We start from the raw sequence: 25,879 nt of genomic DNA, 5'->3' as shown, positions 1-25,879 counted from the left end.
GTTCATGCTGGAAAATTCGTTGCGGAAAAGAGGAGCGATGAATCATTTCCTCCGAAACCGAAAGAGTTGGATAACACATGTCGGATGGGGATTCCTTCTTGAAAAGAAGTTTCCGGTATCAGTCCTATTCCTGATTTCTGTTCCGTTTCCGGCATCGCCTCCGTAAAATTCAGATTAGGATAAATCATACCTTTATCTATTGAAAGAACGGAGTAAACAGCTTCAATTCCTTCGGAAGCTCCTAAGGTATGTCCGATAAAGGCTTTTACCGAACTAAATGGAGGAACGTGTTCTCCAAAGATTCTTCGGAGTGCCATACCTTCTGACGCATCATTGCCGGGAGTACCTGTTCCATGTACATTGATATAATCGATTTCTTCAGGAGAAACGCCACTGGAAGCGATAGCTTCGCTCATTGACAGAAAAGCACCGTTCCCTTCGGGAGAACTTCCTGTTTGATGATAAGCCTCATTCGTATTGGCGTAACCGCTAAGTTCACAATAAGGAGTTCTTTGGAGTGAACTTTCCGGTTGAAGCACTAAGTAACCGGCGCCTTCTCCCAGATTTAATCCGGTACGTGAGCGGTCAAAGGGACGGCAATGTGTTTTGTCCAAAATCATCAGGGAGTTGAATCCATTGAGCGTAAACCGGCAAAGTGCATCTGTGCCTCCCACGATAGCGGCATCCAGTAGCCCGTGTTTAATCATTCTTGCTCCCAGCATGATGGCATTGGCTGCTGACGAACAGGCTGTACTGATGGTGGTTATAAAATCATTGATACCTAAATACGAAGCAATCAATTCCGTACTGGCTCCGCAGTCGTGTGAAATCACTTCCCGTAATCGTCCCTGTCCTGGGTTTTTCTTGAAAGATTCATAGAAGTGCTCGCTCAAATCCATACCGCCAACGGAAGTGGCGGAAATAAAACCGATACGTAATGATCGCTGGTCTTTTTGCGAGGTTAGCGGCTGATTTAGTAGCTGATTTTCTGGTCGGTTGGGCGATATGCGCAAGTTTAATCCCGCGTCATCCATTGCTTCTTTGGCTGCCATCATTCCCAACAAGGCCGTACGTGATACAGTGCGTTGTGGAGGTAAAGATAATAGTTGTTTCAGTTCCTCATTGCTACGTTTCACTTCGGATACGGGCACATCGAGAGCAGTCGGAAAAAGAGTTACTTTTCCGATGCCATGCTTTCTTTGTCTCAACGCTTCTATATTTTTGGAAACTCCGATACCGATGCCCGAAACAACTCCCAATCCGGTGACGTATATCTTCATCGGTTAAGCTTTGCGATTAGCAATGATGTAGTCTGCCAGTGTACGTACCGAGTAGAAGATTTGTTTTCCTTCACTGGGGTTCTCTATCTTTATACCGTATTCGCGTTCCAGAATCAGGATGATTTCGAGTGCGTCAATGGAGTCAAGGCCAAGACCTTCGTCGCCAAACAGAGGGGCTTCATTGTCAATATCTTCCGGAGTGATTTCTTCAAGGTTCAACTCTTCGATTAGTTTCCCTTTCACTTCGTTCATCAGTTCTCTTTTGGTTTGATCTAAATTATCCATAAATCGTTGATATATTATTAAGTTGTTTAAATTCTGCTTGATAATGTCCGTCCAGTAGTTCGCACCAGCCTATGATACAGGTATGTAACTTGCCTTTCGCCATCACAATCCTTGCATAATCCTCTAATGAGGCAGTATCGGATTGTCGACGGACAAAGAATGTATTCTCTCCCTGAATCTTGTGCCGGATACAGATTTCTCCCAATACTACATTGGGGAGAGTGTAGACAAACACGGCAGGACTGGCTGCTTTGTCTCCTTCTTTACTGATGATCGCTTGATGTTTGCAGTCCGTATCCAGAGAGGAAGAAGCATTGGCAAGAATGATTCCAATCTCTTCCGGACGGTAGTGTGTATCTTTCAGTAAATATTCGGCAGCTACATATCCCAGCTTACAGAGGTTGTCCATCTTATAGAACTTCATATTGTTTTCTCCCAGATGTTTGTATGCTTCCCGGATGAATGGTGCAAAGTCAGTTTCCAAAGAACTGAATACAGTTGTTCCTTTACTTTCTATTGCTCCCGGTCTGATTGTGACCGTGTTGCCCGATTCCACCACTGCTTTGCAAGCTGGCGGAGTACTCGCTTTGTCTGTGGCCTGCAAGTTTGCTTTCTGTTTCAGATGAGCATCGGGGAGGGATAATACCAGTGCGGCATTACAGCCTCCGAAACCGGAAGCGGTTTTGATGCAGCATTTCATCGGCATCGGTTGATGAGTGGCATAGACAGTGATAGGCATGGGAACACCGAGTGTTTCATACCCTAAAGTTCCGTAGTATCTTCCTTCTTTTAGTTGTTCTATGCAAAGTATGGTTTCAATAATGCCCGAAGCCCCTAATGTATGACCGAAATAGGGTTTAAGGCTATTCACCGGGACTGTGGCTAATCCCGCCAGATGTATGGCTTTGGATTCCATTTCGTCATTGTAAACCGTGGCTGTTCCGTGTGCATTGATAAAGCTAATGTCTTCGGGGAGTGCTCCGGCTTCTTCCATTGCCTGATTAATAGCTAGAGCTAAACCATCCCCTGTTCGGGAAGGACCGGATATATGGTTGGCGTCATTACTGATTGCTCCTCCGGAGAGAATAATATGATTCGCGTTTCCTTGAGTTTCTAAAAGAACAGCTCCACAGGCTTCGCCCAGGCTTAATCCATCCCGTTGTATATCGTATGGTCGGCAGGGGTGTACGCTTACAGAACGGAACGATAGAAAGCCGCTGGTAATGAAATGAGAAAGAATATCCCCACCTGCCACAATCACTCGTTTGTAACGTCCTGATTCTATCCATCTCTTAGCGACGATTAGTGCCGAGACTCCTGATATACAGGCATTAGAGATGACCTCTACCTGATTTGTCGCTCTAAAGAAATCTCCGATTCGTTCCGCCATTTTCCAAAGAAAAACCGGACTGTCAGCAGAGATTTGCTGTGGAAAGGCCGATTGTTTTGTCCGGTCACTCAATAAATCTATATTTCCTTTAGTGGTAGATAATAACAAGGCGCAATCCGGCTCCCGCAAGTCGGCTCCCGATTGAGAAATAACCTCTTGGATAGCCAGTATGAATAATTGCTCCATCCGGGTATAATCCGTAATCTGCATCAGTTTCGCCCGTTTTTCCAATTCCACAGAATCAATCATTCCCGCCAATAGGGGATGATCGGAAATTAGGCCGGCTTCTTGCATACGGATTCCGCTTCGGTAGTTATGGATGGCCTCCAGATTTTCCGGGATGCCGAAACCTAACGAACTAATCAGCGTATGGGCTGTGATGTATATATTTAAAGGATATTCCATTTCTTTTTCCATTCCAGATAAAACGGAGGATTCATAAGCTCCAATTCTTTATTCAGGTTCAGGAACACTTGTATGGTGCTTCCGGTAGCTACTATACTCTGGTCGGTAGCCCGGTAGATAACGTATTCAAATTTTATCTTGGCTGCCTCACAGGCAATATAGCGCGTCTCGACAATCGCTTCTTCACCAAAAGATAGTGATTGTTTGAACTGACAGGTGAGATCCACGATAGGAACCATGTATCCCTCCCGGTAAATACTCATATAATCCAAACCATACTGTTTGCCAAAAGCTTCTCTTCCATCTTCAAAGTAGCGCACATACTCACCATGCCATACAATCTGCATGGAGTCTATTTCGCTGAACCGCACTCTGAAGGTAGTCCGGTTAGTCAAAGCTGCAACCTGTTGATTCGTTTTCCGTTTCATTCTTTTTTTATAAATATTTTCATCCTGCATTCAGCTATCAGCTTGTCTTCCACTTTCACTTGTGCAGAAATCAATGTAATGTCGAATACCTCCTGTACAACGGTAATCTCCGTAAATAGTTTCATCCCGTTCTTTGGCAAATCGTAGATTTTAAGTTTGTCCACCGAGCCGATAAACCCTAACGGTACTTTTTCACCCTGCCGGGTATAAAGAAATCCGATACGTGCTGCTGCTGATTGAGCGATATGTTCAATAATTCCTGCCTCTTGCAGTTTTCCGGTTTCCGGTTGCTCTCCTTCTTGCTGTTCTCCGGTTTCGCAGAAAATATTATCAGCAGTAACAGTCAGTCCGGAATAAGAATGATTCTCTTCGATACCAAAGAAACTGTCCACCATCACGATGGGCGGACGCTGTGGAATCAGATTGAGTATTCCTTCTCCTTGTATGATAACTTCCCTGTTGTTCATTTCAATCTACATTGTACAATGCTGTGTCCCATTCCTAAATGGTCATCTATCTTTTCGACTTCCAATCCCGCTGCTTTGATGCACCGTTCCATATCATCCGAATGATACATTTTGCTGTTACCATTTGCCATGGCTGTGAAATAAAGACTGATTTGTGTCAGGCAATAAGCGGCTGTGTCAAACTTTTGCCGATTCCAGAAAGTTTCCATGATATAGAGGCGGCTCTCCCGGTTCATAGAGCGGGCTGCACGGGTCAGTATGCTGGTTACTTCTTCTTCCGAGAAACAATCAAGGAACTGGCTCATCCAGATAGCATCGAACCCTGTCGGGAAAGGTACTTCGGGATCGAGCAGATTGGCGCCATACCCGTGGATACGTGCTGCCCCAGGCAGTCCTTTAGTTTGTTGACGCATCATCTCCAATTGTTGCGGAAGATCCATAATAGTTACTTCCACCGCGTTGTCATAGCTTACGCACTTGGTTGCCCATCGACCGGTATTACCTCCCACATCCAGTAAAGTCGTGGGATGACGGGCGAAAACAATCGCCAAAGCTTCGTCAAACGAGCAATCCGAGTAATAATGATCGAAACCGAACCAGCTCTTTTGTACTTGTGAGGGTAAGCTTGACAGTCCTTCATAGATGGTACTCCATTCGCCGAATACTTTCAGCCCTTCGGGACGTCCGTTGGTGAGAGCCTCTTCAAGATGGAACATTCCCAGATAGTTGACATCGTGGTTGAAATCCATATTGACACGTACCATCTTGTCGTTGAGCAGGAACCATCCGGCTTTGGCAAGGCGGTAACGGTTTTCGTGCTGCAATACGGTACCGATGGTTAATGAGGCTTCCAACAAAACTTGTGTCGCATAGGAAGACAACCCACAAGCCTTGCTGATTTCTTCTTGTGTCATGCCAGCGCGTTCGTCGGCCAGTAACTGAAAAATACCGAATTTGAGCATAAGGCGTGATACCTGAAACACGACGGGCCCGAAAGCTATTTCTTGTGCCAGGCGTTGTGCTTCTATCGCGGTCAACGGTTCCTTATCATATTGATTCTGTTGCATCTTTATTTTGTTATATCTTTCTATTTTAATCCTTTGAGAGCGAACCGTCACTTGTGGTTTCCCAGAATGAGTAATAATTGAACCATTGTTCCGGATAGCGTTTCAGTATCTGGTCCAAAGCGGCCGTATATTGTTCGAGCAGAGCTGTCTCTGCTTTCTTTTCTTTGGTTCGTATGACTGGTTCCGTCCTTATAAAATGAAAACGGTAGGTTCTGCCCGGCTCTCTCATGGCAAAGTAGAATACTACTGGAACTTTCATTCGCGAACCAAGCAGGAAAGGACCGGCAGGGAAAGGAGCTTTCTGTCCCAGGAGTGTTCCTGTCAGCAGTTTCTCTTTATTCAGATAACGGTCGCCCTGGAAGCATACATATTCTTTCTTGTTTAACGCCTCGGTAATACGGAAAACGTGTGTCAGGTTATCTTCGTTGACGGGGATAATCTTAAAATCCTTGTCCTGACCATTTTTCTCCAATATCTCTTTGATTCTACGATGTTCGGCATCATACATCACGATATTGATTTTCTTTCCGTAATCGTCGAAGAAAGGAACGCCTATTTCCCAGTTTCCCACATGGGCGCCAATCATAATCACTCCCTGTTCGCTGTTCAGCAATTGCAGAAATTCCGGATACCGTTCGAACTCGAACCGGTATTGATCGACTTTTCCGTTGCCAATAGCTACTTTGTCAATCAGGATTTGCCCTAACCGATAATAGTTGCGTAGCAATATACCCAAAGAGCGTATTCGGTTGTATTTCAGAATGTGGCGGGCATAAAACCAGGTGCTTTTGGTGGCTTTCGGAGCAAACGGTATGAAGTACAATACTACCAGACTTAGAAATATATAAGCGGCAGTAATGCCCAGATACTTAATCAGGTAAATAAAGAATAAATATCCGAATGTTCCTCCCCGGGTTTTGCCTTTCCACGTCGACATATTTACTTGGCTTCCTGCATACGGGTGATAACGAGATCGTAGAAGTCCTGGAAGGTTTTGATACCCGCAAAATCTTGTCCGGTTACGTTGAAACCGAAGTTCTTTTCTACCAGTACCACCATATCGACCAAGTCCAGGCTGTCCAGTTCAAGAGTTTCCATTAACGGTGCATCCGGCTGGATAACGTCGATGTCTACTTCAAACTCTTCTGCCAGAGTGGTTCTTATTTTCTCGATGATTTCTTCGTTTGTCATATATCTGTTTTCTTTAGTAAATTATGGATTGATTTTGCGTATGATTAGCGTGGAATTGGTTCCTCCGAATCCGAATGAGTTGGAAAGGAACGTATCAAATTCCAGGTTTACCCGTTGGGTAGGTATATTTAATTGTGCAGAGGCCTCGTCCGGTTCCTCGAAATTGAGGTTGGGAGCGATGAAACCGTTGTTCATCATGAGGGTGGAATAAATCACTTCACTGGCCCCGGCCATCCACATTTCATGTCCTGTCATAGACTTCGTGGAAGTCACATACGGGTGATGCCCTTCAAATACTTCCGCAATGGCTTTCGCCTCGTTCAAGTCACCTACCGGAGTTGAGGTGGCGTGTGCATTGATATAACTGATCTGTTCGAGTGCAATCCCTGCATCTTTGATAGCCATTTGAAGAGAACGTTTCGGACCGTCCACATTAGGCACGGAGATGTGATCTCCATTGGATGAAAAACCGTAACCGATGACTTCGGCCAGAATGGGAGCTCCCCTTTTTACAGCCGATTCATAACTCTCTAATACCAGACTAGCGGCTCCTCCACTCGGAATCAGTCCGTCACGTCGTTTATCAAAAGGTTTCGAGGCTTTCTCGGGGACTGCTTCCTGGGTGGAAAATGCGCTTAGTCCGTCGAAGCTTCCTACTGCATAAGGATTGACTTCTTGTGCGCCACCGCAAAGAATACAATCCTGCAATCCCGATTTTATAAGCAGGTAGCCCATGCCAATAGCGTGAGAACCGCTTGCACAGGCCCCGGCAATGGTGAAGTTGACTCCTCTAAGTTTGAAAATAACCGACAGGTTCATTGTCACGGTGGAATTCATCGACTGGAAAATAGAACCGGAACCCACTAGCGCTGTATTTTTCTTTTCACGAATGATGTCCACTGCATTAATAACAGGAGCGGCACTACTATCATTGCCATACAAGATACCCACTTCATTGGCTTCAAGAAAATCCTCATCAATACCGGCATTACGGAAAGCTTCTAATGTAGCGAGATAAGCATATTCTCCCTGCTCCGGTAGACAGAGACGTTTACGGCGGTCCAACAACTTCTTCAAGTCGGGACGTTCCAATATCCCCGTTAATGCAGAAAAATAGCCCAATTCTTTCCGTACCGGGTCTATGCCAATTCCCGATTTCCCATGATATAGTGAGTCTTTTACTTCATCCAGATTCTTGCCGATGCAAGAGTAAATCCCCATTCCCGTGATAACAACTCTTTTCATTATTTTGTCTATTCTATGCTTTTATTTTAAGTATATAGTCCTCCGTTGATGGAAATCACTTCTCCTGTGATGTAGGATGAAGCTGGGGATGCCAGAAAACCGACCAGGTCGGCAACCTCTTCCGGAGTGCCGAAACGTCCCGCGGGAATATGTTTCTTCCATTCGTTCTCATCAATTCCTTCCGTCATATCCGTACGGATGAATCCCGGAGCTACTGCATTGACTGTTACTTTCTTCTTGGCAACTTCCTGTGCCAGTGCTTTGGTAGCGGCTATTACGCCACCTTTGGCTGCGGAGTAATTGGCTTGGCCGGGCATTCCCTGAATGCCCGACAATGACACGATATTTACGATACGTCCATAACGTTTGACCAGCATATTCTTCAATAAAGGCTGTGTCACGTTGAAGAATCCGTTCAGGCTGATATCGAGTACTTTGCTCCATTCTTCTCCTGTCATCCAGAGCATCAGGTTGTCTTTGCGGATACCTGCATTGTTTATCAGTACCTCGATATATTCATCAGGGTGTTGGGAAGCCCAGTTGCCCAAAGCAAGTGTGATAGCGGCAGGGTCGGTCACATCGAACTTCATCAACTCGCCATTACTTCCTTTTTCCTGTACTAACTGCAACGTTTTCTCCGCTTCTGCGTCGTTATTCTGATAATTTATCAGTATAAAGTAGCCCATTTCCGCCAGTTTACAACTGACAGCACGGCCGATACCTCGGCTTCCTCCGGTTACTAATGCATATTTCATTTTATATCTCTTCTTTTTTGAGATAGCCTATCATCCTTTCTATCTCTTTGTATTTAGGTGTGTCATTGGTAAATACAGGGAAGAAACTGCGTATTTCTTCATAAACCTGCCTGCTTTTGGAACTTAGGCGATCCTGTATTTTCAGGTAGTCGATAGCTTGTGCTATTCCCATGAACTGGATAGCCATCACCTGATAAGAATTCTCAATGACTGTTTTTGCTAATAGAGCCGAGTTGGTTCCCATGCTGACAATATCCTGATTATCATTGTTGTTGGGGATACTGTGTACATACATCGGATTTGATAATGTCTGACATTCCGCTGTGGTGGAGGTTGCAGTGAATTGCGAAGCCTGTAAACCATAGTTCAATCCAAGCACTCCCAAATTTACAAACGGAGGCAGGATGCCATTGATACGGTCGTGGAACAGATAGTTAATCTGTCTTTCGCAAAGCATAGTCAGTTTGGTCACGGCAATTTTCAACTTGTCCATTTCGAAAGAAATGTAATCTCCGTGGAAGTTGCCGCCATGATAAATATTTTGTGTATCCGGATCGACAATCGGATTGTCACAGGCGGAATTTATTTCGTTTATTAATACTTCTTCCGCATTCTCCAGTTCATCGTAAATAGGACCGAGTATTTGCGGAACACATCGCAAGGAATAATAGGGCTGTACTTTGTGTTCGAAGATTTTCTCTTTATGCACCTGGTTGTATAGCTCGTTCTCCCTTTGAAGCACGCATTTACTGCCTGCCACCCATTCTCTCATCATAGCAGCTATCTCTTGTTGACCTTTATGATGCTTGGCCTCGTTTAATGCCTGTGCCATAAAATCATCATAAGAGGCGGCAATCTCATTCATCATTACAGAGGCAGCCACCGACCAACGGAGTAGTTTTTTTGCATAAATCAGATTGACAATACCGATGCCTGTCATTACAGAAGTACCGTTTGTAACGGATAAACCTTCACGAATACGCATGGAAAAAGGTTTCAGGCCGTTTTCCTGAAGTACCGTAGCTGCGTTACACAATTTACCCTGATAAAAAACTTCCCCTTCCCCTATTAACGTCAGGGCGATATGGGCCAGTTGTACGAGATCGCCGCTGGCACCTACACTTCCGTGTTCGGGTATGAACGGATAAATTCCGCGGTTGATAAATTCACAGAGGAGAGAAACCAGTTCCAGATGCACTCCTGACTTCCCTTGTAGAAAAGTGTACAAACGGGCAATCATAGCTGCTTTTACATAAAGTTCGGGAAGCGGTTTGCCGGCACCGGTGGAATGGCTTCGGATGATATTATACTGAAGGTCGATCAATGACTGATCTTCTATTCTGTATTGTGCCATTGGGCCGAATCCCGTATTGATACCATAAATAATCTTATCGCTGGAAAAGGATTGCAGAAAATCGAAGCTTTCCTCTACTTTTCGAATACATTCTTCAGAGAGTTCCAGCTTTTCATTATCAAACAATACTTTATGAAGGGTATCTAAATTTATACTTTTCTCAGCTATCATTTTCTGTACTAGATATTTTATGCCTTAATAATAAGATGCAAAAATAGGCAATTTCTGTTATATAGCGGACATGAATCAGGATAAAACTTTTTCAGAGAAGTTGGTTTTGCTTGTTTTGTTTCTCATTCGTGGGAGATTTGTTCCCCGGTACCGCTCGATGCCTTCATTGGTGCCGGAGGGTGTCTTCATCGGTGGGGAGAAAAATCAATCTATGCTTTTTGCAAATCCCGTCCTTCATACTTGCAGATCGCTTCTATCCATTCCTTGGTCAGTGGCATGGACTCATGTCTTTCAAGATCGAAAGTAACCATGATGGACTTGCAAACGCATTTCACTTCATTGGTTTTCGTGTCAATGACTTGTTGAACCAGATGAAAGCTTTTGGTACCTATCTTAGAGACGGCTGTTTGTACAGCTATGTGGTCCGATGCGAAAATTTGCTTAACGAAATTCGCTTCGATATGAACAACGACAATACCAATCTTTTCCCAATCTACTCCCGGGCATACCGAACCGAAGTATTCAGTCTTTCCCAAGTCGTAAAAGGAGAAGTAAACCGTGTTGTTGACGTGACCAAATTTGTCTACATCATTGAATCGCAATTGGATAGGTAATGTGTGATGAAATACGATTTCTTCCATTGTTTTCTCTTAAACGTTTTAAATTCGACACAAAAATAGCACTTTTACTTTCTTGCTTGAAATTGGGGCAAAGATAGATATTTCTGACGATTCTATTCTTGGAGACGGGGGAGAAATTAGTTAATAATCGTTTAAACTGTAGTCTTGGGACGTTTATTCTGACTTCTGATGTGTGGAAACAATCAGAAGGATGGAAAGGGACTTTTAAATACGGATTATTCTTAACTTATTATCTTGTGGAATATATCCACATTTTTGTGGAATTTTTGCACAGGATCGTGCTTGAAACTTAATCTGGCTATTAATGCTTTTTTCTTTATTACAAATTATTTATGTGTTTGAAAATGAATGATATGTTCTCTTTGATTAAACTCGATAAGTCTCGATGTATCAGTCTTTTGTTATGCTTTTGGCACATAAATTGCCTAATATTGATGGTAATCTATCCTAATAACTATTCTAATTTTAGAACAATAATGGAAGTAATAATGAAAAACAAATGGCTATTATGCATTTTTTTAATGCAGTTTCTGCCTTTCGGATTATTCGCGCAGGTTGCTCCTCCTCTTGAAGAACAGAAGACAGAAATACAGGAAGCCCCGGAAAATAACAATGAAGTTACGATAAACAGCGATACTACCACCGACGGGGATGCTGGAAAGACAATCAAAGGAGTGATTAACGATGAACAGGGAGAGACAATCATTGGTGCTTCCGTCATTATCAAAGGCGAAGATACCGGAACTACCAGTGATATGGATGGTAGGTTTACTCTCGAAGCTCCGGAAGGAGCGATTTTAGTGATCTCTTATATCGGCTATCATACGCAGGAAGTGAAAGTCAGAAAGAGATCTCTTCTTCGTGTTGTGTTGAAAGAAGACAATCAGTTATTGGATGAAGTGGTAGTGGTAGGATACGGAACCGTCAAAAAGAGTGACCTTACGGGTGCTGTGTCCGGTGTATCCAACAGACAATACAAAAATCAACCTGTACAACGGGTTGAAAATATACTCCAGGGTCGTACTCCCGGTGTAGAAGTCACTGCTACGAGTGGTATGCCCGGAGCAAGTATGAAGGTGCGCGTTCGTGGAACTACCTCTATTAATAAAAGCAGTGATCCTTTATATGTGATTGATGGTATCATCTCTTCCAGTGGCTTGGACGGTATTAACCCTTCTGATATCCAGTCGATGGAAATACTGAAAGACGCTTCCTCCACTGCCATTTACGGTTCCCGTGGTTCGAATGGCGTTATCCTGATAACCACCAAACAGGGTAGTGAGGGAAAAGCACAGGTAACGTTCGATGCATCGGTAGGGCTTTCGACTGTCAGAAAACAGTATGACCTGTTGAGCGCTTACGAATATGCAACTGCACTGAATGACATTCGCGGATCGTCTACTATCTCCGCCGAAGATCTTGAGGCTTATAAAAATGGAACGAAAGGAATTAACTGGACTGATCTTCTGACTCGTACAGGTATCACCCAGGATTATCGGCTCGCCATATCCGGAGGAAATGAAAAAGTGAAATACCTTATTTCGGGAAATGTACTCGATCAGGAAGCCATCACCATCATGTCCGATTATAAACGCTATGGAATTCGGGCAAACATCGACTCGGAAGTGAAACCCTGGTTGACAATCTCTGCAAAATTAAACGCATCCAGTCTTCACAAACACAATGAAGGTGGGGCGAACTGGTTGCATGTCACTAACTTTTCGCCTACCATGGAGCTGAAAGATCCCGAAACCGGCGTGTACAATACAGACCCGTATAATATGATCGGTTCCAGCCCTTACGGTGAAATGATAGTGAACAATAGCGATAGCTATAGCTATAATTTAAACGCCAACCTGACATTGCTGTTTAAGATCATGAAAGGACTGACGCTTTCCGTTCAGGGAGGTTATGACTACGATAATAGTCCTTCTTATTCTTTCCGGTCGAAACTGGATTCACCGGGTGCTATCAATAGCGCAAGCAATGCCAACGCATTGCATAACTATTGGCAGAATACTAACAATCTGACCTGGCAAAAGCAATTCGGAGATCATAGCTTCACTGCCATGGGCGTATGGGAAATAAGTCGTTCGTGGGACTCACAACTAAAGGGAACCGGTTCCAATCTGAACAATGAGAGTGTTGGGTACTGGAATCTTGGCAATGCTGCTATCAGAGATGCGAGCAATTCATACACGGAATTTTCTTTGGCTTCCGGTATCGTGCGTGCTAATTACGATTATAAGAAACGATATTTTATTACTGCTGCATTAAGAGCTGACGGTTCTTCTAAATTTCAGGGAGACAACAAATGGGGATATTTCCCTTCCGCAGCTGTGGCTTGGGATATTGCACAAGAATCTTTCATGAGCAACCAGCATGTGCTCGATCAGTTGAAACTGCGTGCCAGCTTTGGTGTCACCGGAAATCAGGATATTGCTGCTTACAGCACATTGGGTATGTTGTCGGGAGCATCTTACGGCTGGGGAACTTCCACTTCCTCTACAGGATATTGGGGATATCAGTTTGCTACACCCGGCATTACCTGGGAAAAGACTTACCAATATGATTTGGGATTGGATATGAGTATCGGAGGCTTTAATATTACAGTGGACTGGTTCAAGAAACAAACGAAAGATCTGCTCTTTCAGAAACAGGTGCCTAAATATAACGGAGGTGGTACTTATTGGGTGAATCAAGGAAAACTGAACAATACCGGAGTCGAATTATCCCTTACCACTTTCCCTGTAAAGGGAGCTGTGACATGGGAAACCAGCCTGAATGCTTCTTATGTGAAGAATGAAGTAGCAGACCTCGCAGGAGATGACTTTGTACTCACTGCTAACTATAGCGATTTGGGAGGTCCTCTGCAGATTATGAAGCCCGGTTATCCTATGGGATCTTTCTATGTCTATCAATGGAAAGGATTCGATGATAAAGGCGCTAATCTTTATCAGAAAGCAGATGGTAGTCTGACAACGAATCCGACTTCCGATGATTTGGTTGTGAAAGGACAGGCAAGTCCCAAATGGACAGTAGGTTGGAACAACACTGTTACTTGGAAAAACTGGACGCTGAATGTATTTTTCAATGCTGCCACCGGATATGACCGGTTGAATATCAGCCGTTTTATGGCGGCATCCATGACTGGTGTTTCTCGTTTCGTAACCTTGCGTGATGCCTACTTCAAAGGATGGGATCATGTTGCCAACAAAGCGGACGCTCTTTATCCGAGCCTTACCAATACCGACAACAAGAGTTATGCTAATTCGGATTTCTGGCTTGAAGATGCTTCTTTTATCAAGTTGAAGAATATCAGCCTCTCGTACCGCATTCCTCGCCGTGTACTGAAGTTTGCAAGTGTACAACTGTCTGTCAGCGCACAGGATCTCTTTACAATCACCCGCTACAAAGGAATGGATCCTGAAGTGTACACCAGTTATGACGGACTGGATTACGGTGCTTATCCGATTCCTCGGACAATCACCTTTGGAGCCAAATTCAGATTTTAAACCGTGTATTAAGACAATAACCGTATGAAAACAGCATATACCTTTATAATGAAAGCCTTGCCTGTGCTTCTGACAGCTTTGTGTTGGACTTCGTGTAGTGATTTTCTGGAAGAAGATCCGAAAGGGCAGTTACCTTCGGATACCTATTTCAGTAATAAAGAAGACTTGGACGCTTCGCTGACGGCTCTCTATTCCGTGATCGCAAGTTCACAGGCTAGTAATAATCTTTGTGGAACGAACTTCCTGGTGGGAGATGATATCTCCACTCATCCTTCCAGTAATAAACAACCTCTTCGTGAACACGACCAGTTTGATGTGAAAGACAATAACTCGTGGTTGTCCAGTATGTGGGAGCAGCGTTTCAAAGTCATCAAGGCTGCCAATTTTATCATAAATAATGCGGAGCGTACGCCGGAGGTATCAAAAGACGATATAAAAGTGGCTATTGCACAAGCACATTATTGGAGGGCCTACTCTTATTTTTATCTGGTGACCACTTGGGGACGGGTTCCCATCATGCTGAAAGAAGAAATAGATTATAATGCTCCGTTGAAGACGGAAGAAGAAGTGTACGAATTGATTCTGTCTGACCTGAAAATAGCAGAAACCGATTGCCCCGCATTGTACACGAAGGAACCGTATGGCAGAAATGGAATGAACATTGCTGTAAGTGAGGGAGCCGTAAAAGCAACGATGGCTTATGTCTATATGTGTATGGCAGGATGGCCGCTTAATAAAGGAGTAGAATATTACAAACTGGCTGCCGCCAAAGCCAAAGAAGTGATAGACGGTGCAGATGGTGGTAGCTACTATTATAAACTGCTGCCGGAATATAGCCAGGTATATTCATGGGAATACAATAATAAGAATACGGAACTTCTGTTGGGTATCTATTATAATAGGGATGCAGCAGGACAATCCGCTCCCTTGACCGATTTCCTGCAAGATATGAAACAGGCCGGTTGGGGAGATACGAATGGAGAAATTAATTTCTGGATGAACTTCCCCGAAGGTCCTCGTAAAGATGCTACGTATTTCCCGAAAATCATGCTTAGCGACGGGAAACTATATGATTGGTGGTATGATACCGATCCTGCTTCCCGCGAAGTAGTGGCGCCTGTCTTTATGAAGACCGTGGAAGGTGCTGTACGCGGAACTGAATTTGATTATACAAATCCTGCCGTAGTCAATGCATCGGGGGAGAAAACATTCCAGTTATTACGTCTTTCGCAAGTATATTGCTGGTATGCCGAAGCAACAGGTCGTGCAGGAGAAATCAATGAACAGGCGGTTAAAGTGTTGAACGAAGTGCGCAACAGGGCAGACGGTGAAAAAACAAATAGATATACGACGGATATGTCTCCTGATGAACTGGCGGAAGCAGCCTACAATGAACATGGTTGGGAAATGGCCGGTTATTATTGGGGCGGTATTGCGAGCAGAGCCAGGGATATGTTCAGAATGTACCGGTATAAGGATCATTTTGAATTCCGTAAGAAAAATGAGCCTATTGAAGTGGCGCCCGGAGTTTTCAGGAAAGAAGCAGTAGCAGTCACCGGAACTTGGGATGACAGTAAGATGTATGTTCCTTATCCCTATGAAGATGTGATTTTGAACCCGAATCTGGATAATAGTTGGAAGAACAAATAGCGTTAGGGGTTGATTTTTTGAATGATCTGTTTTTTATAGAACGATGTAGGTTATCTCTTAATTTACATCGTTCTTTCTTTTTTGTATGGTTTGTTGTGTCAATCTATATTTTTGAGGGACTTAAAAACGTCAGGATAGATTTCACTAAATGGAATAAAAGTGTTATTTTTGCGTCTTGTTCTTAACGGAAATTAATCAAGAAATGATAGAAGATATTAAAAAAGCCTGTCAGGTGATGAATGAAGGAGGAGTGATCCTTTATCCCACCGATACCGTATGGGGTATAGGCTGTGATGCGACTAATGAAGAGGCTGTACGCCGCGTGTATGAGATTAAGAAACGCGCTGATAGCAAGGCTATGCTGGTCTTGGTAGACTCTCCGGTTAAAGTAGATTTTTATGTACAGGATGTGCCAGATGTTGCATGGGATTTGATTGAAGTTGCCGACAAGCCGTTGACGATTATTTATTCCGGAGCACGTAACTTAGCATCGAATTTGCTGGCCGAGGATGGCAGTGTAGGGATTCGGGTGACGAATGAAGACTTTTCCAGACGACTCTGTCAGCAGTTCCGTAAAGCAATCGTTTCTACTTCGGCTAATGTCAGCGGGCAGCCGGGTGCGGCTAATTTTAGTGAAATCAGTGATGAAATCAAATCGGCGGTAGATTATATCGTTGGCTTTCGCCAGGACGATATGAGCCGGCCGAGACCCTCAAGTATTATTAAGTTGGAAAAAGGTGGAGTGATAAAGATAATTCGCGAATAAATGAAGGGAGAAAAACTTAGTTTATTACAGCGTTGCATCAAATGGCGGGAAGCGAATATAAAGGAGAAGCAATTTATCCTGATATTAAGTTTTCTTGTTGGGATCTTTACAGCGTTTGCCGCATTAATATTGAAATTCTTTATCCATCAGATACAGAATTTTCTGACCGATAACTTCAGTGCGACGCAGGCCAACTACCTGTATTTGGTATATCCGGTAGTCGGAATCTTTTTGGCAGGCTGGTTTGTGCGCAATATAGTCAAGGACGACATCAGTCATGGAGTCACCAAGATTTTATATGCCATTTCCCGCAGGCAGGGACGTATCAAACGACATAATATTTGGTCATCTACTATCGCCAGTGCTATTACTATCGGATTTGGAGGATCGGTCGGGGCGGAGGCGCCGATTGTACTGACTGGTTCAGCTATCGGTTCCAATTTGGGTAGCGTCTTCAAGATGGAACACCGCACGCTGATGCTGCTCGTAGGATGTGGAGCGGCAGGTGCCATTGCCGGTATTTTCAAAGCTCCGATTGCCGGACTCGTGTTTACATTGGAAGTCCTGATGATTGACCTGACTATGTCTTCTTTGCTTCCGCTGCTGATTTCTGCAGTGACCGCAGCTACCGTATCTTATATCACTACCGGTACGGAAGCTATGTTTAAGTTTCATCTTGATCAGGCATTCGAACTGGAACGTATTCCTTTCGTTATCTTGTTGGGAATCTTTTGCGGACTGATTTCGCTATACTTTACGCGTGCCATGAATTCGGTGGAAGGCGTCTTTGGTAAACTTAATAACCCTTATAAGAAATTGGCTTTCGGTGGTGTGATGTTGAGTGTGCTGATTTTCCTTTTTCCGCCTCTTTATGGTGAAGGATATGATACGATTGATCTTTTGCTGAACGGAACGTCTGCGGCAGAGTGGGATACGGTCATGAACAATTCTATGTTTTATGGTTATGGTAATCTGCTGCTGGTTTATCTGGTGCTGATAATTTTGTTGAAAGTATTTGCCTCCAGTGCAACGAACGGTGGTGGCGGTTGTGGTGGAATCTTTGCACCTTCTCTTTATTTGGGGTGTATTGCAGGGTTTGTTTTCTCTCATTTTAGCAATGATTTTGCTTTCTCTGCTTATTTGCCGGAGAAGAATTTCGCGTTGATGGGAATGGCGGGAGTGATGAGTGGCGTTATGCACGCTCCTTTGACAGGGGTGTTTCTGATAGCCGAACTGACTGGTGGATATGATTTATTCCTTCCGTTGATGATTGTATCCGTAAGTTCATATCTGACCATTATTGCTTTCGAGCCTCATAGTATCTATTCGATGCGTCTGGCCAAGAAGGGACAGTTGCTTACACACCATAAGGATAAAGCCGTGTTGACGTTGATGAAAATGGAAAATGTGGTGGAGAAAGATTTCGTTGTCGTACATCCGGAAATGGATTTGGGCGAATTAGTGAAAGCAATAGCTGCTTCCCATCGAAATGTGTTCCCGGTGACAGATAAGAAAACGGGTGAATTGCTGGGAATTGTACTTCTCGACGACATTCGTAACATCATGTTCCGACAAGAACTTTATCATCGTTTCACTGTTAATAAATTAATGACATCTGCCCCTGCCAAGATATTCGATACGGATGGAATGGAACAGGTGATGCAGACATTTGATGATACGAAAGCCTGGAATCTTCCGGTAGTGGATGAAGAAGGGCGATACCAGGGATTTGTCTCTAAATCGAAGATATTTAATTCATACCGGCAAGTATTGGTACATTTCTCTGAAGACTAACAACCGTAAGGGATAATTTATTAGGCACGGATTACACAGCTTACGCTGTTGTTTTATGTAGACCTAATTCAGGAAACCGTGAAATCCGTGTAATCCGTGCCTAAGTAGCGATAACATATTGAATGATGAAAAAAGAAGATTTAAGAATAGTATATATGGGGACTCCCGATTTTGCGGTAGAGGCCCTGCGTCAATTAGTAGAAGGCGGTTATAATGTAGTGGGTGTGATTACAATGCCCGATAAGCCTGCCGGACGAGGACATAAGATTCAGTATTCTCCTGTAAAGCAATATGCGCTTGAACAAAATTTGCCGTTACTTCAACCGGAAAGGTTGAAAGATGAAGCTTTTGTAGAAGCATTGCGTGAATGGAAGGCGGACTTACAGATTGTAGTTGCTTTTCGTATGTTGCCGGAAGTGGTATGGAATATGCCACGACTGGGTACGTTCAATCTTCATGCTTCTTTGCTTCCTCAATACCGTGGAGCTGCCCCCATTAATTGGGCAGTAATCAATGGTGATACGGAAACCGGAATTACTACTTTCTTTTTGAAACACGAGATAGACACCGGAGAAGTCATTCAGCAAGTGCGTGTGCCTATCGCAGATACGGATAATGTGGAAGTGGTACATGATAAGTTGATGATGCTGGGAGGAAAACTGGTTCTTGAAACGGTAGACGCTATATTGAATGGAACGGTAAAACCGATTCCTCAAGAAGAAATGGCGGTTGTCGGTGAACTTCGTCCTGCTCCGAAGATCTTTAAAGAAACCTGCCGGATTGACTGGAATCAGTCGGTGAAGAAGATATACGATTTTATCCGTGGATTATCACCTTATCCTGCTGCTTGGAGTGAACTGATTACTTCTGAAAAAGGAGCACCAGTGGCCGTGAAGATCTTTGAAAGTGAGAAGATTTATGAATCACATCAATTAGCTATAGGAACAATTGTGACCGATGGGAAGAAATTCATGAAAGTAGCTATACCGGATGGATTTGTATCTATTCTTTCTTTACAGCTTCCCGGTAAAAAACGTTTGAAAATAGATGAATTGCTTCGTGGATATCACTTGGAAGATGGTTGTCTGATGAAGTAATTAATCGGATAAACAGATTAAAACGAGCAAGCCATTAGATTATAAATAGAATAAAACCGTCCCGAATAAGAGACGGCTAGAACTTAAAATAGAAGAATTATGAAACCGATTATCGCTCCTTCCATTCTTTCTGCCGATTTTGGATATTTGGCAAAGGATATTGAAATGGTAAACCGCAGTGAAGCGGAGTGGGTACATATTGATATTATGGACGGAGTATTTGTTCCGAACATTTCATTTGGCTTTCCGGTACTGAAATATGTAGCGAAGTTAAGCCGGAAACCGTTGGATGTGCATTTGATGATTGTGAATCCGGAAAAGTTTATTCCGGAGGTAAAAGCGTTGGGCGCTCATACGATGAATGTGCATTATGAAGCTTGCCCGCATCTGCATCGGGTGATTCAACAAATCAGAGAAGCCGGGATGCAGCCTGCTGTAACTATCAATCCGGCCACTCCTGTAGCTCTTTTACAAGATATTATCCGGGATGTATATATGGTGCTTATCATGAGCGTGAATCCGGGATTTGGAGGACAGAAGTTTATCGAACATTCAGTAGAAAAAGTTCGTGAGCTGCGTGCCCTGATTGAACGGACAGGTTCGAAAGCGCTGATTGAAGTAGACGGTGGGGTAAATCTGGAAACAGGTGCCCGTTTGGTTGAGGCGGGAGCCGATGCGTTAGTGGCGGGTAATGCTGTCTTTGCGGCACCGGATCCGGAAGCGATGATTCGTCAGTTGCACGAACTGTAACTCATCTGTTGAGTACTTTTTACATCCATCGATATCCCTATATACGCCTGATTATCCCTTGGATAACAGGCGTTTTTTGTGGAGATCATTTTTTTGACCGTTCATGGGAACCTTTTGGGAGTGTTCTAGCTCTTGGACTTTGTATTGCTTTATTGTTTGTTCTTTATTTCCTGAAACGCCATTCATTGCGATGGTGCTTTGGATTAGCTGTCTCTATCCTTTGTTTTATAGGAGGGTGGCTTGGAATAACTTGGCAATTACAGCACGCTGTCTACTCTTTTCCGGAAGAAGAAACAGTGTATCGGGTTTTTATAACGGATGCACCTCAGGTGAAAGAACATATCTACCTCTGCCAGACATTATTAAAGGGACGTCGTGATACTGCCGGCACATATCCGATAGAACGTGCTGCAATCCTTTATCTACAGCAAGATTCGGCCGTCACCCGATTAAAAAGTGGAGATGAACTGCTGGTTTCTGCCCGTATTTCTCCTCCTCTCAACAATCGGAACTTTGATGAATTTGATTATGCCCGCTTCCTGATGCGGAAAGGAATCAGCGGAACAGGATATGTTGCATCCGGGAAATGGGCAAAACAGGACGGAATGAATAACCTTGGTCTCAAAAGTATAGCCGGTTCTTGTCGAAGAAAGATGATTTCACTTTATCGGGAACTAGGATTTTCCGGCAATGAACTGGCTGTACTTTCAGCACTGACCATAGGAGACAAAACGGAATTAAGTGATTCGGTTCGTGAGAGTTATTCGGTAGCCGGAGCAAGTCATATTTTAGCTTTATCCGGTTTGCATATCGGGCTTTTATATACATTGCTCTTCTTCATTCTGAAACCTGTTGCCCGAAGAGGAAATATAGGTAGAGCTATACGTTCTGTTCTTCTTCTTATCCTATTATGGGCTTTTGCCTTTTTCACAGGACTTTCCCCTTCGGTAGTACGCTCGGTCAGTATGTTTTCGATTTTAGCAATGGCAGATATGGTTGGTCGCCAACCGCTATCTTTAAATACATTGGCGGCAGCTGCATGGTTGATGCTATTCTGTAATCCGGCATGGTTGTTTGATGTTGGTTTCCAGCTCTCTTTCCTTGCTGTTGCTTCCATCCTATTGATTCAAAAGCCAGTTTATCACCTGATTACGGTGAAAGGTAGAATAGGGAAATATATTTGGGGACTGATGAGTGTGTCTATTGCTGCACAGGTAGGAACAGCTCCGCTTGTCATGTTTTATTTCTCCCGGTTCTCTGTACATTTTCTATTGACGAACTTGGTTGTTATTCCTTTCATTACGATTATCCTGTATGCTGCTGTCATTATGCTTCTTCTGACTCCTCTTTCGTGGCTTCAGACCGTAGTGGCCGAAGGTGTTAAGAAACTATTGGAAGGACTTAATTTCTTCGTCCGATGGGTGGAACAGCTTCCTTACGCTTCTATAGATGGAATCTGGCTTTATCAGTCAGAAATATTGGGTATCTATATCGTTGGCTCTTTGTTAACCTATTATTTTATGAACCGTCGATACCGGAATTTATTGATTTGTCTTTTTTCTATCTTATTACTGGGGACTTATCATGCAACAATCTATTGGCTAGATCGTCCCCGGACGAGCCTGGTCTTTTATAATGTGCGCGGTTGCCCAGCAGTACATTGCATTGAGAGCGATGGACGTTCCTGGATAAACTATGTAGATACTATCCCCAATGAAAAACATTTGAAACGCATGGCTGCTAACTATTGGAAGCATCATCACCTTCTGCCTCCCCAAAAAATAACTGCCGATTGCCGGTATATGGAACTAAACCGTCAGCAGCAGATTATATCCTATCATGGCTGTCATATTTGTGTAATAAATGATAACCATTGGCGGAACAAAACTACCGTTTCTCCGTTATATATTCAGTATCTTTACTTATGCAAAGGATATGACGGACATATGGAAGAGCTCACTCGAATCTTTTCTTTCTCTTACGTCATATTGGACGCATCTCTCTCGGAATACCGCAAACACCTCCTTGAAAGCGAATGCAAGCAATCCGGTCTGCGGTTTATCTCGCTATCCGACGAAGGTTCTGTCCGCTTTTTGCTCTAAGTACAAAGATTTATCGTACATTTGCACCTTGATAAAGTATAAGAGTATGTTGACGAAAGTAATTGAACAAGCCAAAATAGACCATTTCACCAAATGGTTTGAACGAGCTGACAAAATAGTAATTGTATCTCATGTTTCCCCTGACGGTGACGCTATCGGTTCTTCACTGGGATTATATCATTTCCTGGATTCACAGGAAAAAACAGTAAACGTAATTGTGCCGAATGCTTTTCCCGATTTTTTGCGGTGGATGCCGGGCAGTAAGGATATTCTGTTGTATGACCGTTACAAAGACTTTGCAGATAAATTGATTGCCGAAGCAGATGTCATTTGTTGCCTCGATTTCAATGCACTGAAGCGTATTGACGATATGGCAGACGCTGTGGCTGCTTCTCCGGCACGTAAAATAATGATCGATCATCATTTGTATCCCGAAGATTTCTGTAAGATAGTAATGTCTTATCCTAAAATATCTTCTACTTCCGAACTGATATTCCGTCTCATCTGCCGTATGGGATATTTCAGTGATATCTCCAAGGAAGGTGCAGAATGTATCTACACAGGAATGATGACAGATACCGGTGGGTTCACCTATAACTCGAACAACCGGGAGATATATTTTATCATTAGCGAACTCCTTTCTAAAGGAATCGATAAAGATGATATTTATCGTAAGGTGTACAACACCTATTCGGAGAGTCGTTTACGTTTGATGGGCTATGTATTGTCGAACATGACTGTGTATTCGGATTATAATTCGGCACTAATCACCCTGACGAAAGCAGAGCAAAGTAAATTCAACTACATAAAAGGCGATAGTGAGGGCTTTGTTAATATCCCCCTTTCCATTAAAAATGTCTGCTTCTCTTGCTTCTTGAGGGAAGATACAGAGAAACCGATGATTAAAATATCCCTTCGTTCGGTAGGAACCTTCCCATGCAATCAGCTAGCTGCCGAATTCTTCCATGGAGGAGGGCACTTGAATGCTTCGGGCGGTGAATTTTTCGGAACGATGGAAGAGGCAAAAGCGGTCTTTGAGAAAGCGCTTGAGAAATATAAACCTTTACTAACAGCGAAAAGCTAAAGATGGAAGGTTAAAAGTGAATATGGAAAGGTTAAAAGATACGAACTTTCAACTTCCCTCTTTCAACTTTTAATGATTTTGAGATACATTTGTGCAGAATATAGCTAAATAACAGATAATGAAGAAACTTGTATTTTTATTTCTCTCTTTGTTAACCGCCGGAAGTCTGTTCCAGGCATGCGACAATTCGAAGACTTATGCAGAAATGCTGGAAGACGAGAAAAATGCGGTGAATAAGTTCATCAAAGATAATGATATCCGTGTCATTTCATTGGAAGAGTTTGAACGGGATACTATTACAGCTTCTAAAGAAGCAGGGAATGGATATGACGAATATGTTGCTTTCTCCAATGGCGTATATATGCAGATCGTAGATCGTGGAGGAAAAGAGGATAAGGATGGAGTTGAAGTTATTAATGAGGTAGATACTTTTGCTAACAATAACATCATTTGTACTCGTTATGTAGAACAGGATATGATGACAGGAGATACTACATGTTTCAATGTTCCTTTGGAAAAATGGATGGATATCTCTGAATATTATAAATCCCCATTGACATTCCGTTATGTGCAAAACACATCTACTGTTTATGGAATCGTTTTATCTGGTGATTTTGATTATGACTATTTGTGGACGGTTGCTAATGGTTATGGAACTGCGATTCCATCCGGATGGTTGATTGCATTACCATATTTACGTAATAATGCTCATGTGCGCTTGATTGTACCTTCTAAGATGGGGCATACAACTGCGCAACAATATGTCAATCCCTACTTCTATGATATCCGGAAGTTTGAAAAAGCGAAAAGTTAAGACACTAACATTAGATAAATCTTTTAGTTAAAAACCTATGACTCTAATCAAATCTATCTCTGGAATCCGCGGAACTATCGGCGGAGGAGCGGGGGAAGGACTGAACCCGCTTGACATTGTAAAATTCACCTCGGCTTATGCTACTTTGATTCGTAAGACCTGCAAAGCGAAGAGCAACAAGATTGTTGTTGGACGCGATGCCCGCATTTCGGGTGAGATGGTAAAAAACGTAGTAGTCGGCACATTGATGGGAATGGGTTGGGATGTAGTAGACATTGATCTTGCTTCTACCCCGACCACAGAACTTGCTGTAACAATGGAAGGCGCTTGTGGTGGTATTATCCTGACAGCTTCTCATAACCCGAAACAGTGGAACGCACTGAAATTGCTGAATGAACATGGTGAATTTCTGAATGCAGCCGAAGGCAACGAAGTACTTCGTATTGCTGAAGCTGAAGAATTTGACTATGCCGATGTTGACCATCTGGGATCTTACCGCAAAGACCTGACTTATAATCAGAAACATATCGACAGTGTATTGGCTCTCGACCTGGTAGATGTAGAAGCTATCAAGAAAGCCAACTTCCGGGTAGCGATTGACTGTGTGAACTCTGTAGGCGGTATCATTCTCCCTGAACTTCTTGAACGTTTGGGGGTGAAACATGTAGAAAAACTCTACTGTGAACCTACCGGAAACTTCCAACACAACCCAGAACCGCTTGAAAAGAACCTCGGCGACATCATGAACCTGATGAAAGGGGGCAAAGCAGATGTAGCATTCGTTGTAGACCCAGACGTTGACCGTTTGGCAATGATCTGCGAAAATGGTGTAATGTACGGTGAGGAATATACACTGGTTACTGTGGCTGATTATGTACTGAAACATACTCCGGGGAATACAGTTTCTAATTTGAGTTCTACCCGTGCCCTGCGTGATGTAACCCGTAAATATGGTATGGAATACAGTGCTTCTGCTGTAGGCGAAGTAAACGTTGTAACGAAGATGAAAGCAACCAATGCCGTTATCGGTGGTGAAGGAAATGGTGGAGTAATCTATCCTGCCAGCCATTATGGCCGTGATGCATTGGTAGGTATTGCTTTATTCCTTAGCCATCTGGCTCATGAAGGAAAGAAAGTTAGCGAGCTTCGTGCCACTTATCCTCCTTACTTCATAGCTAAGAACCGTGTCGATCTGACTCCGGAAATCGATGTAGATGCTATCCTTGCAAAAGTAAAGGAAATCTATAAGAACGAAGAAATCAACGATATCGACGGTGTGAAGATTGACTTTGCCGACAAATGGGTACATTTGCGTAAGAGTAATACAGAACCGATCATCCGCGTATATAGCGAGGCTTCTACAATGGAGGCAGCCGAAGAAATCGGTCAGAAGATAATGGATGTGATTAATGAATTAGCCAAGAAATAACGATTCATTAACATCATCGGAAAAATAATAAAGGGAGAGCTTCACTATCAAGCTCTCCCTTTGTTTATTCTGTTTATCTATTTGACAGGCAATTGCTGGCTCTGTTTAATTTTGAGGGGATATGTTTCAGAACAACTATCCTCAAAACGGTTCGTTTTGGTTATGAATCAAAATTGCGGTAGTTTGATCCTTTTAAAAA

Annotated in this window: 22 protein-coding genes; 10 read left to right on the top strand and 12 right to left on the bottom strand. The window is 43.2% G+C overall.

Going from position 1 to position 25,879, the window contains the following annotated elements; genetic code table 11:
• Positions 1-2: 2 nt before the first annotated feature.
• The 12 genes from I2I13_RS01985 to I2I13_RS01930 form a co-directional block, all read right to left on the bottom strand.
• Positions 3-1,280 (bottom strand): beta-ketoacyl-[acyl-carrier-protein] synthase family protein, encoded by a 1,278-nt coding sequence (locus tag I2I13_RS01985; RefSeq protein WP_195648609.1) that lies wholly within the window; start codon positions 1,278-1,280, stop codon positions 3-5.
• Positions 1,281-1,283: 3 nt separating this feature from the next.
• Positions 1,284-1,565, bottom strand: coding sequence for a phosphopantetheine-binding protein (locus I2I13_RS01980; RefSeq protein ID WP_195648608.1), 282 nt, complete (start codon positions 1,563-1,565; stop codon positions 1,284-1,286).
• On the bottom strand, positions 1,558-3,360 hold the full coding sequence (locus I2I13_RS01975) for a beta-ketoacyl-[acyl-carrier-protein] synthase family protein (RefSeq protein WP_148366508.1): 1,803 nt from the start codon (positions 3,358-3,360) through the stop codon (positions 1,558-1,560). Before I2I13_RS01975 ends, I2I13_RS01980 begins: the two co-directional genes overlap by 8 nt.
• Positions 3,345-3,788, bottom strand: a complete 444-nt coding sequence (locus I2I13_RS01970) for a thioesterase family protein (protein WP_004305454.1) — start codon at positions 3,786-3,788, stop codon at positions 3,345-3,347. Before I2I13_RS01970 ends, I2I13_RS01975 begins: the two co-directional genes overlap by 16 nt.
• The gene (locus tag I2I13_RS01965) at positions 3,785-4,255 is read right to left on the bottom strand and encodes a hydroxymyristoyl-ACP dehydratase (protein WP_195648607.1); all 471 of its coding nucleotides are present in this window, start codon (positions 4,253-4,255) and stop codon (positions 3,785-3,787) included. Before I2I13_RS01965 ends, I2I13_RS01970 begins: the two co-directional genes overlap by 4 nt.
• Positions 4,252-5,322 (bottom strand): class I SAM-dependent methyltransferase, encoded by a 1,071-nt coding sequence (locus tag I2I13_RS01960; RefSeq protein ID WP_195648606.1) that lies wholly within the window; start codon positions 5,320-5,322, stop codon positions 4,252-4,254. Before I2I13_RS01960 ends, I2I13_RS01965 begins: the two co-directional genes overlap by 4 nt.
• Before the next feature lie 25 nt (positions 5,323-5,347).
• Entirely contained in the window at positions 5,348-6,259 is a 912-nt protein-coding gene (locus tag I2I13_RS01955; protein ID WP_195648605.1) for an acyltransferase, read from the bottom strand.
• A 2-nt stretch (positions 6,260-6,261) separates the two neighbouring features.
• A complete protein-coding gene (locus I2I13_RS01950; protein WP_004305450.1) occupies positions 6,262-6,513 on the bottom strand; it encodes an acyl carrier protein in 252 nt (83 codons plus the stop codon).
• 21 nt (positions 6,514-6,534) lie between these two features.
• A complete protein-coding gene (locus I2I13_RS01945) occupies positions 6,535-7,758 on the bottom strand; it encodes a beta-ketoacyl synthase (RefSeq protein ID WP_195648604.1) in 1,224 nt (407 codons plus the stop codon).
• Between the two features lie 26 nt (positions 7,759-7,784).
• Positions 7,785-8,513, bottom strand: coding sequence for a 3-oxoacyl-ACP reductase FabG (gene fabG / locus I2I13_RS01940; protein WP_004297297.1), 729 nt, complete (start codon positions 8,511-8,513; stop codon positions 7,785-7,787).
• Position 8,514: 1 nt separating this feature from the next.
• The gene (gene hutH / locus I2I13_RS01935; protein ID WP_195648603.1) at positions 8,515-10,038 is read right to left on the bottom strand and encodes a histidine ammonia-lyase; all 1,524 of its coding nucleotides are present in this window, start codon (positions 10,036-10,038) and stop codon (positions 8,515-8,517) included.
• Between the two features lie 209 nt (positions 10,039-10,247).
• Positions 10,248-10,679, bottom strand: a complete 432-nt coding sequence (locus I2I13_RS01930) for a thioesterase family protein (protein ID WP_004324741.1) — start codon at positions 10,677-10,679, stop codon at positions 10,248-10,250.
• Positions 10,680-11,167: 488 nt separating this feature from the next.
• Between I2I13_RS01930 and I2I13_RS01925 the strand changes: the two genes are divergently transcribed.
• From I2I13_RS01925 to glmM, 10 genes are all read left to right on the top strand, one after another.
• Entirely contained in the window at positions 11,168-14,194 is a 3,027-nt protein-coding gene (locus tag I2I13_RS01925) for a TonB-dependent receptor (protein WP_229128546.1), read from the top strand.
• 24 nt (positions 14,195-14,218) lie between these two features.
• The gene (locus tag I2I13_RS01920) at positions 14,219-15,844 is read left to right on the top strand and encodes a RagB/SusD family nutrient uptake outer membrane protein (protein ID WP_195648601.1); all 1,626 of its coding nucleotides are present in this window, start codon (positions 14,219-14,221) and stop codon (positions 15,842-15,844) included.
• 202 nt (positions 15,845-16,046) lie between these two features.
• Positions 16,047-16,610, top strand: coding sequence for an L-threonylcarbamoyladenylate synthase (locus I2I13_RS01915; protein WP_004297304.1), 564 nt, complete (start codon positions 16,047-16,049; stop codon positions 16,608-16,610).
• Positions 16,611-18,404 (top strand): chloride channel protein, encoded by a 1,794-nt coding sequence (locus tag I2I13_RS01910; protein WP_074636713.1) that lies wholly within the window; start codon positions 16,611-16,613, stop codon positions 18,402-18,404.
• Between the two features lie 125 nt (positions 18,405-18,529).
• A complete protein-coding gene (gene fmt / locus I2I13_RS01905; RefSeq protein WP_195648669.1) occupies positions 18,530-19,501 on the top strand; it encodes a methionyl-tRNA formyltransferase in 972 nt (323 codons plus the stop codon).
• 99 nt (positions 19,502-19,600) lie between these two features.
• Positions 19,601-20,251, top strand: a complete 651-nt coding sequence (rpe, locus tag I2I13_RS01900) for a ribulose-phosphate 3-epimerase (RefSeq protein WP_148366500.1) — start codon at positions 19,601-19,603, stop codon at positions 20,249-20,251.
• Positions 20,252-20,259: 8 nt separating this feature from the next.
• On the top strand, positions 20,260-22,353 hold the full coding sequence (locus I2I13_RS01895; RefSeq protein ID WP_195648600.1) for a ComEC/Rec2 family competence protein: 2,094 nt from the start codon (positions 20,260-20,262) through the stop codon (positions 22,351-22,353).
• A 46-nt stretch (positions 22,354-22,399) separates the two neighbouring features.
• On the top strand, positions 22,400-23,437 hold the full coding sequence (locus tag I2I13_RS01890) for a bifunctional oligoribonuclease/PAP phosphatase NrnA (RefSeq protein ID WP_004311034.1): 1,038 nt from the start codon (positions 22,400-22,402) through the stop codon (positions 23,435-23,437).
• Between the two features lie 118 nt (positions 23,438-23,555).
• Positions 23,556-24,251, top strand: a complete 696-nt coding sequence (locus I2I13_RS01885) for a DUF4827 domain-containing protein (RefSeq protein WP_195648599.1) — start codon at positions 23,556-23,558, stop codon at positions 24,249-24,251.
• Positions 24,252-24,288: 37 nt separating this feature from the next.
• Positions 24,289-25,680 (top strand): phosphoglucosamine mutase, encoded by a 1,392-nt coding sequence (glmM, locus tag I2I13_RS01880; protein ID WP_148366497.1) that lies wholly within the window; start codon positions 24,289-24,291, stop codon positions 25,678-25,680.
• The last annotated feature ends 199 nt before the right edge of the window (positions 25,681-25,879 follow it).

This window comes from Bacteroides sp. D55t1_190419_B8, assembly GCF_015558905.1.
GTDB classification, from domain to species: Bacteria; Bacteroidota; Bacteroidia; order Bacteroidales; family Bacteroidaceae; genus Bacteroides; species Bacteroides vicugnae.
Note: the sequence above shows the minus strand (reverse complement) of the source record. Positions and strands in the feature narration are given on the sequence as shown.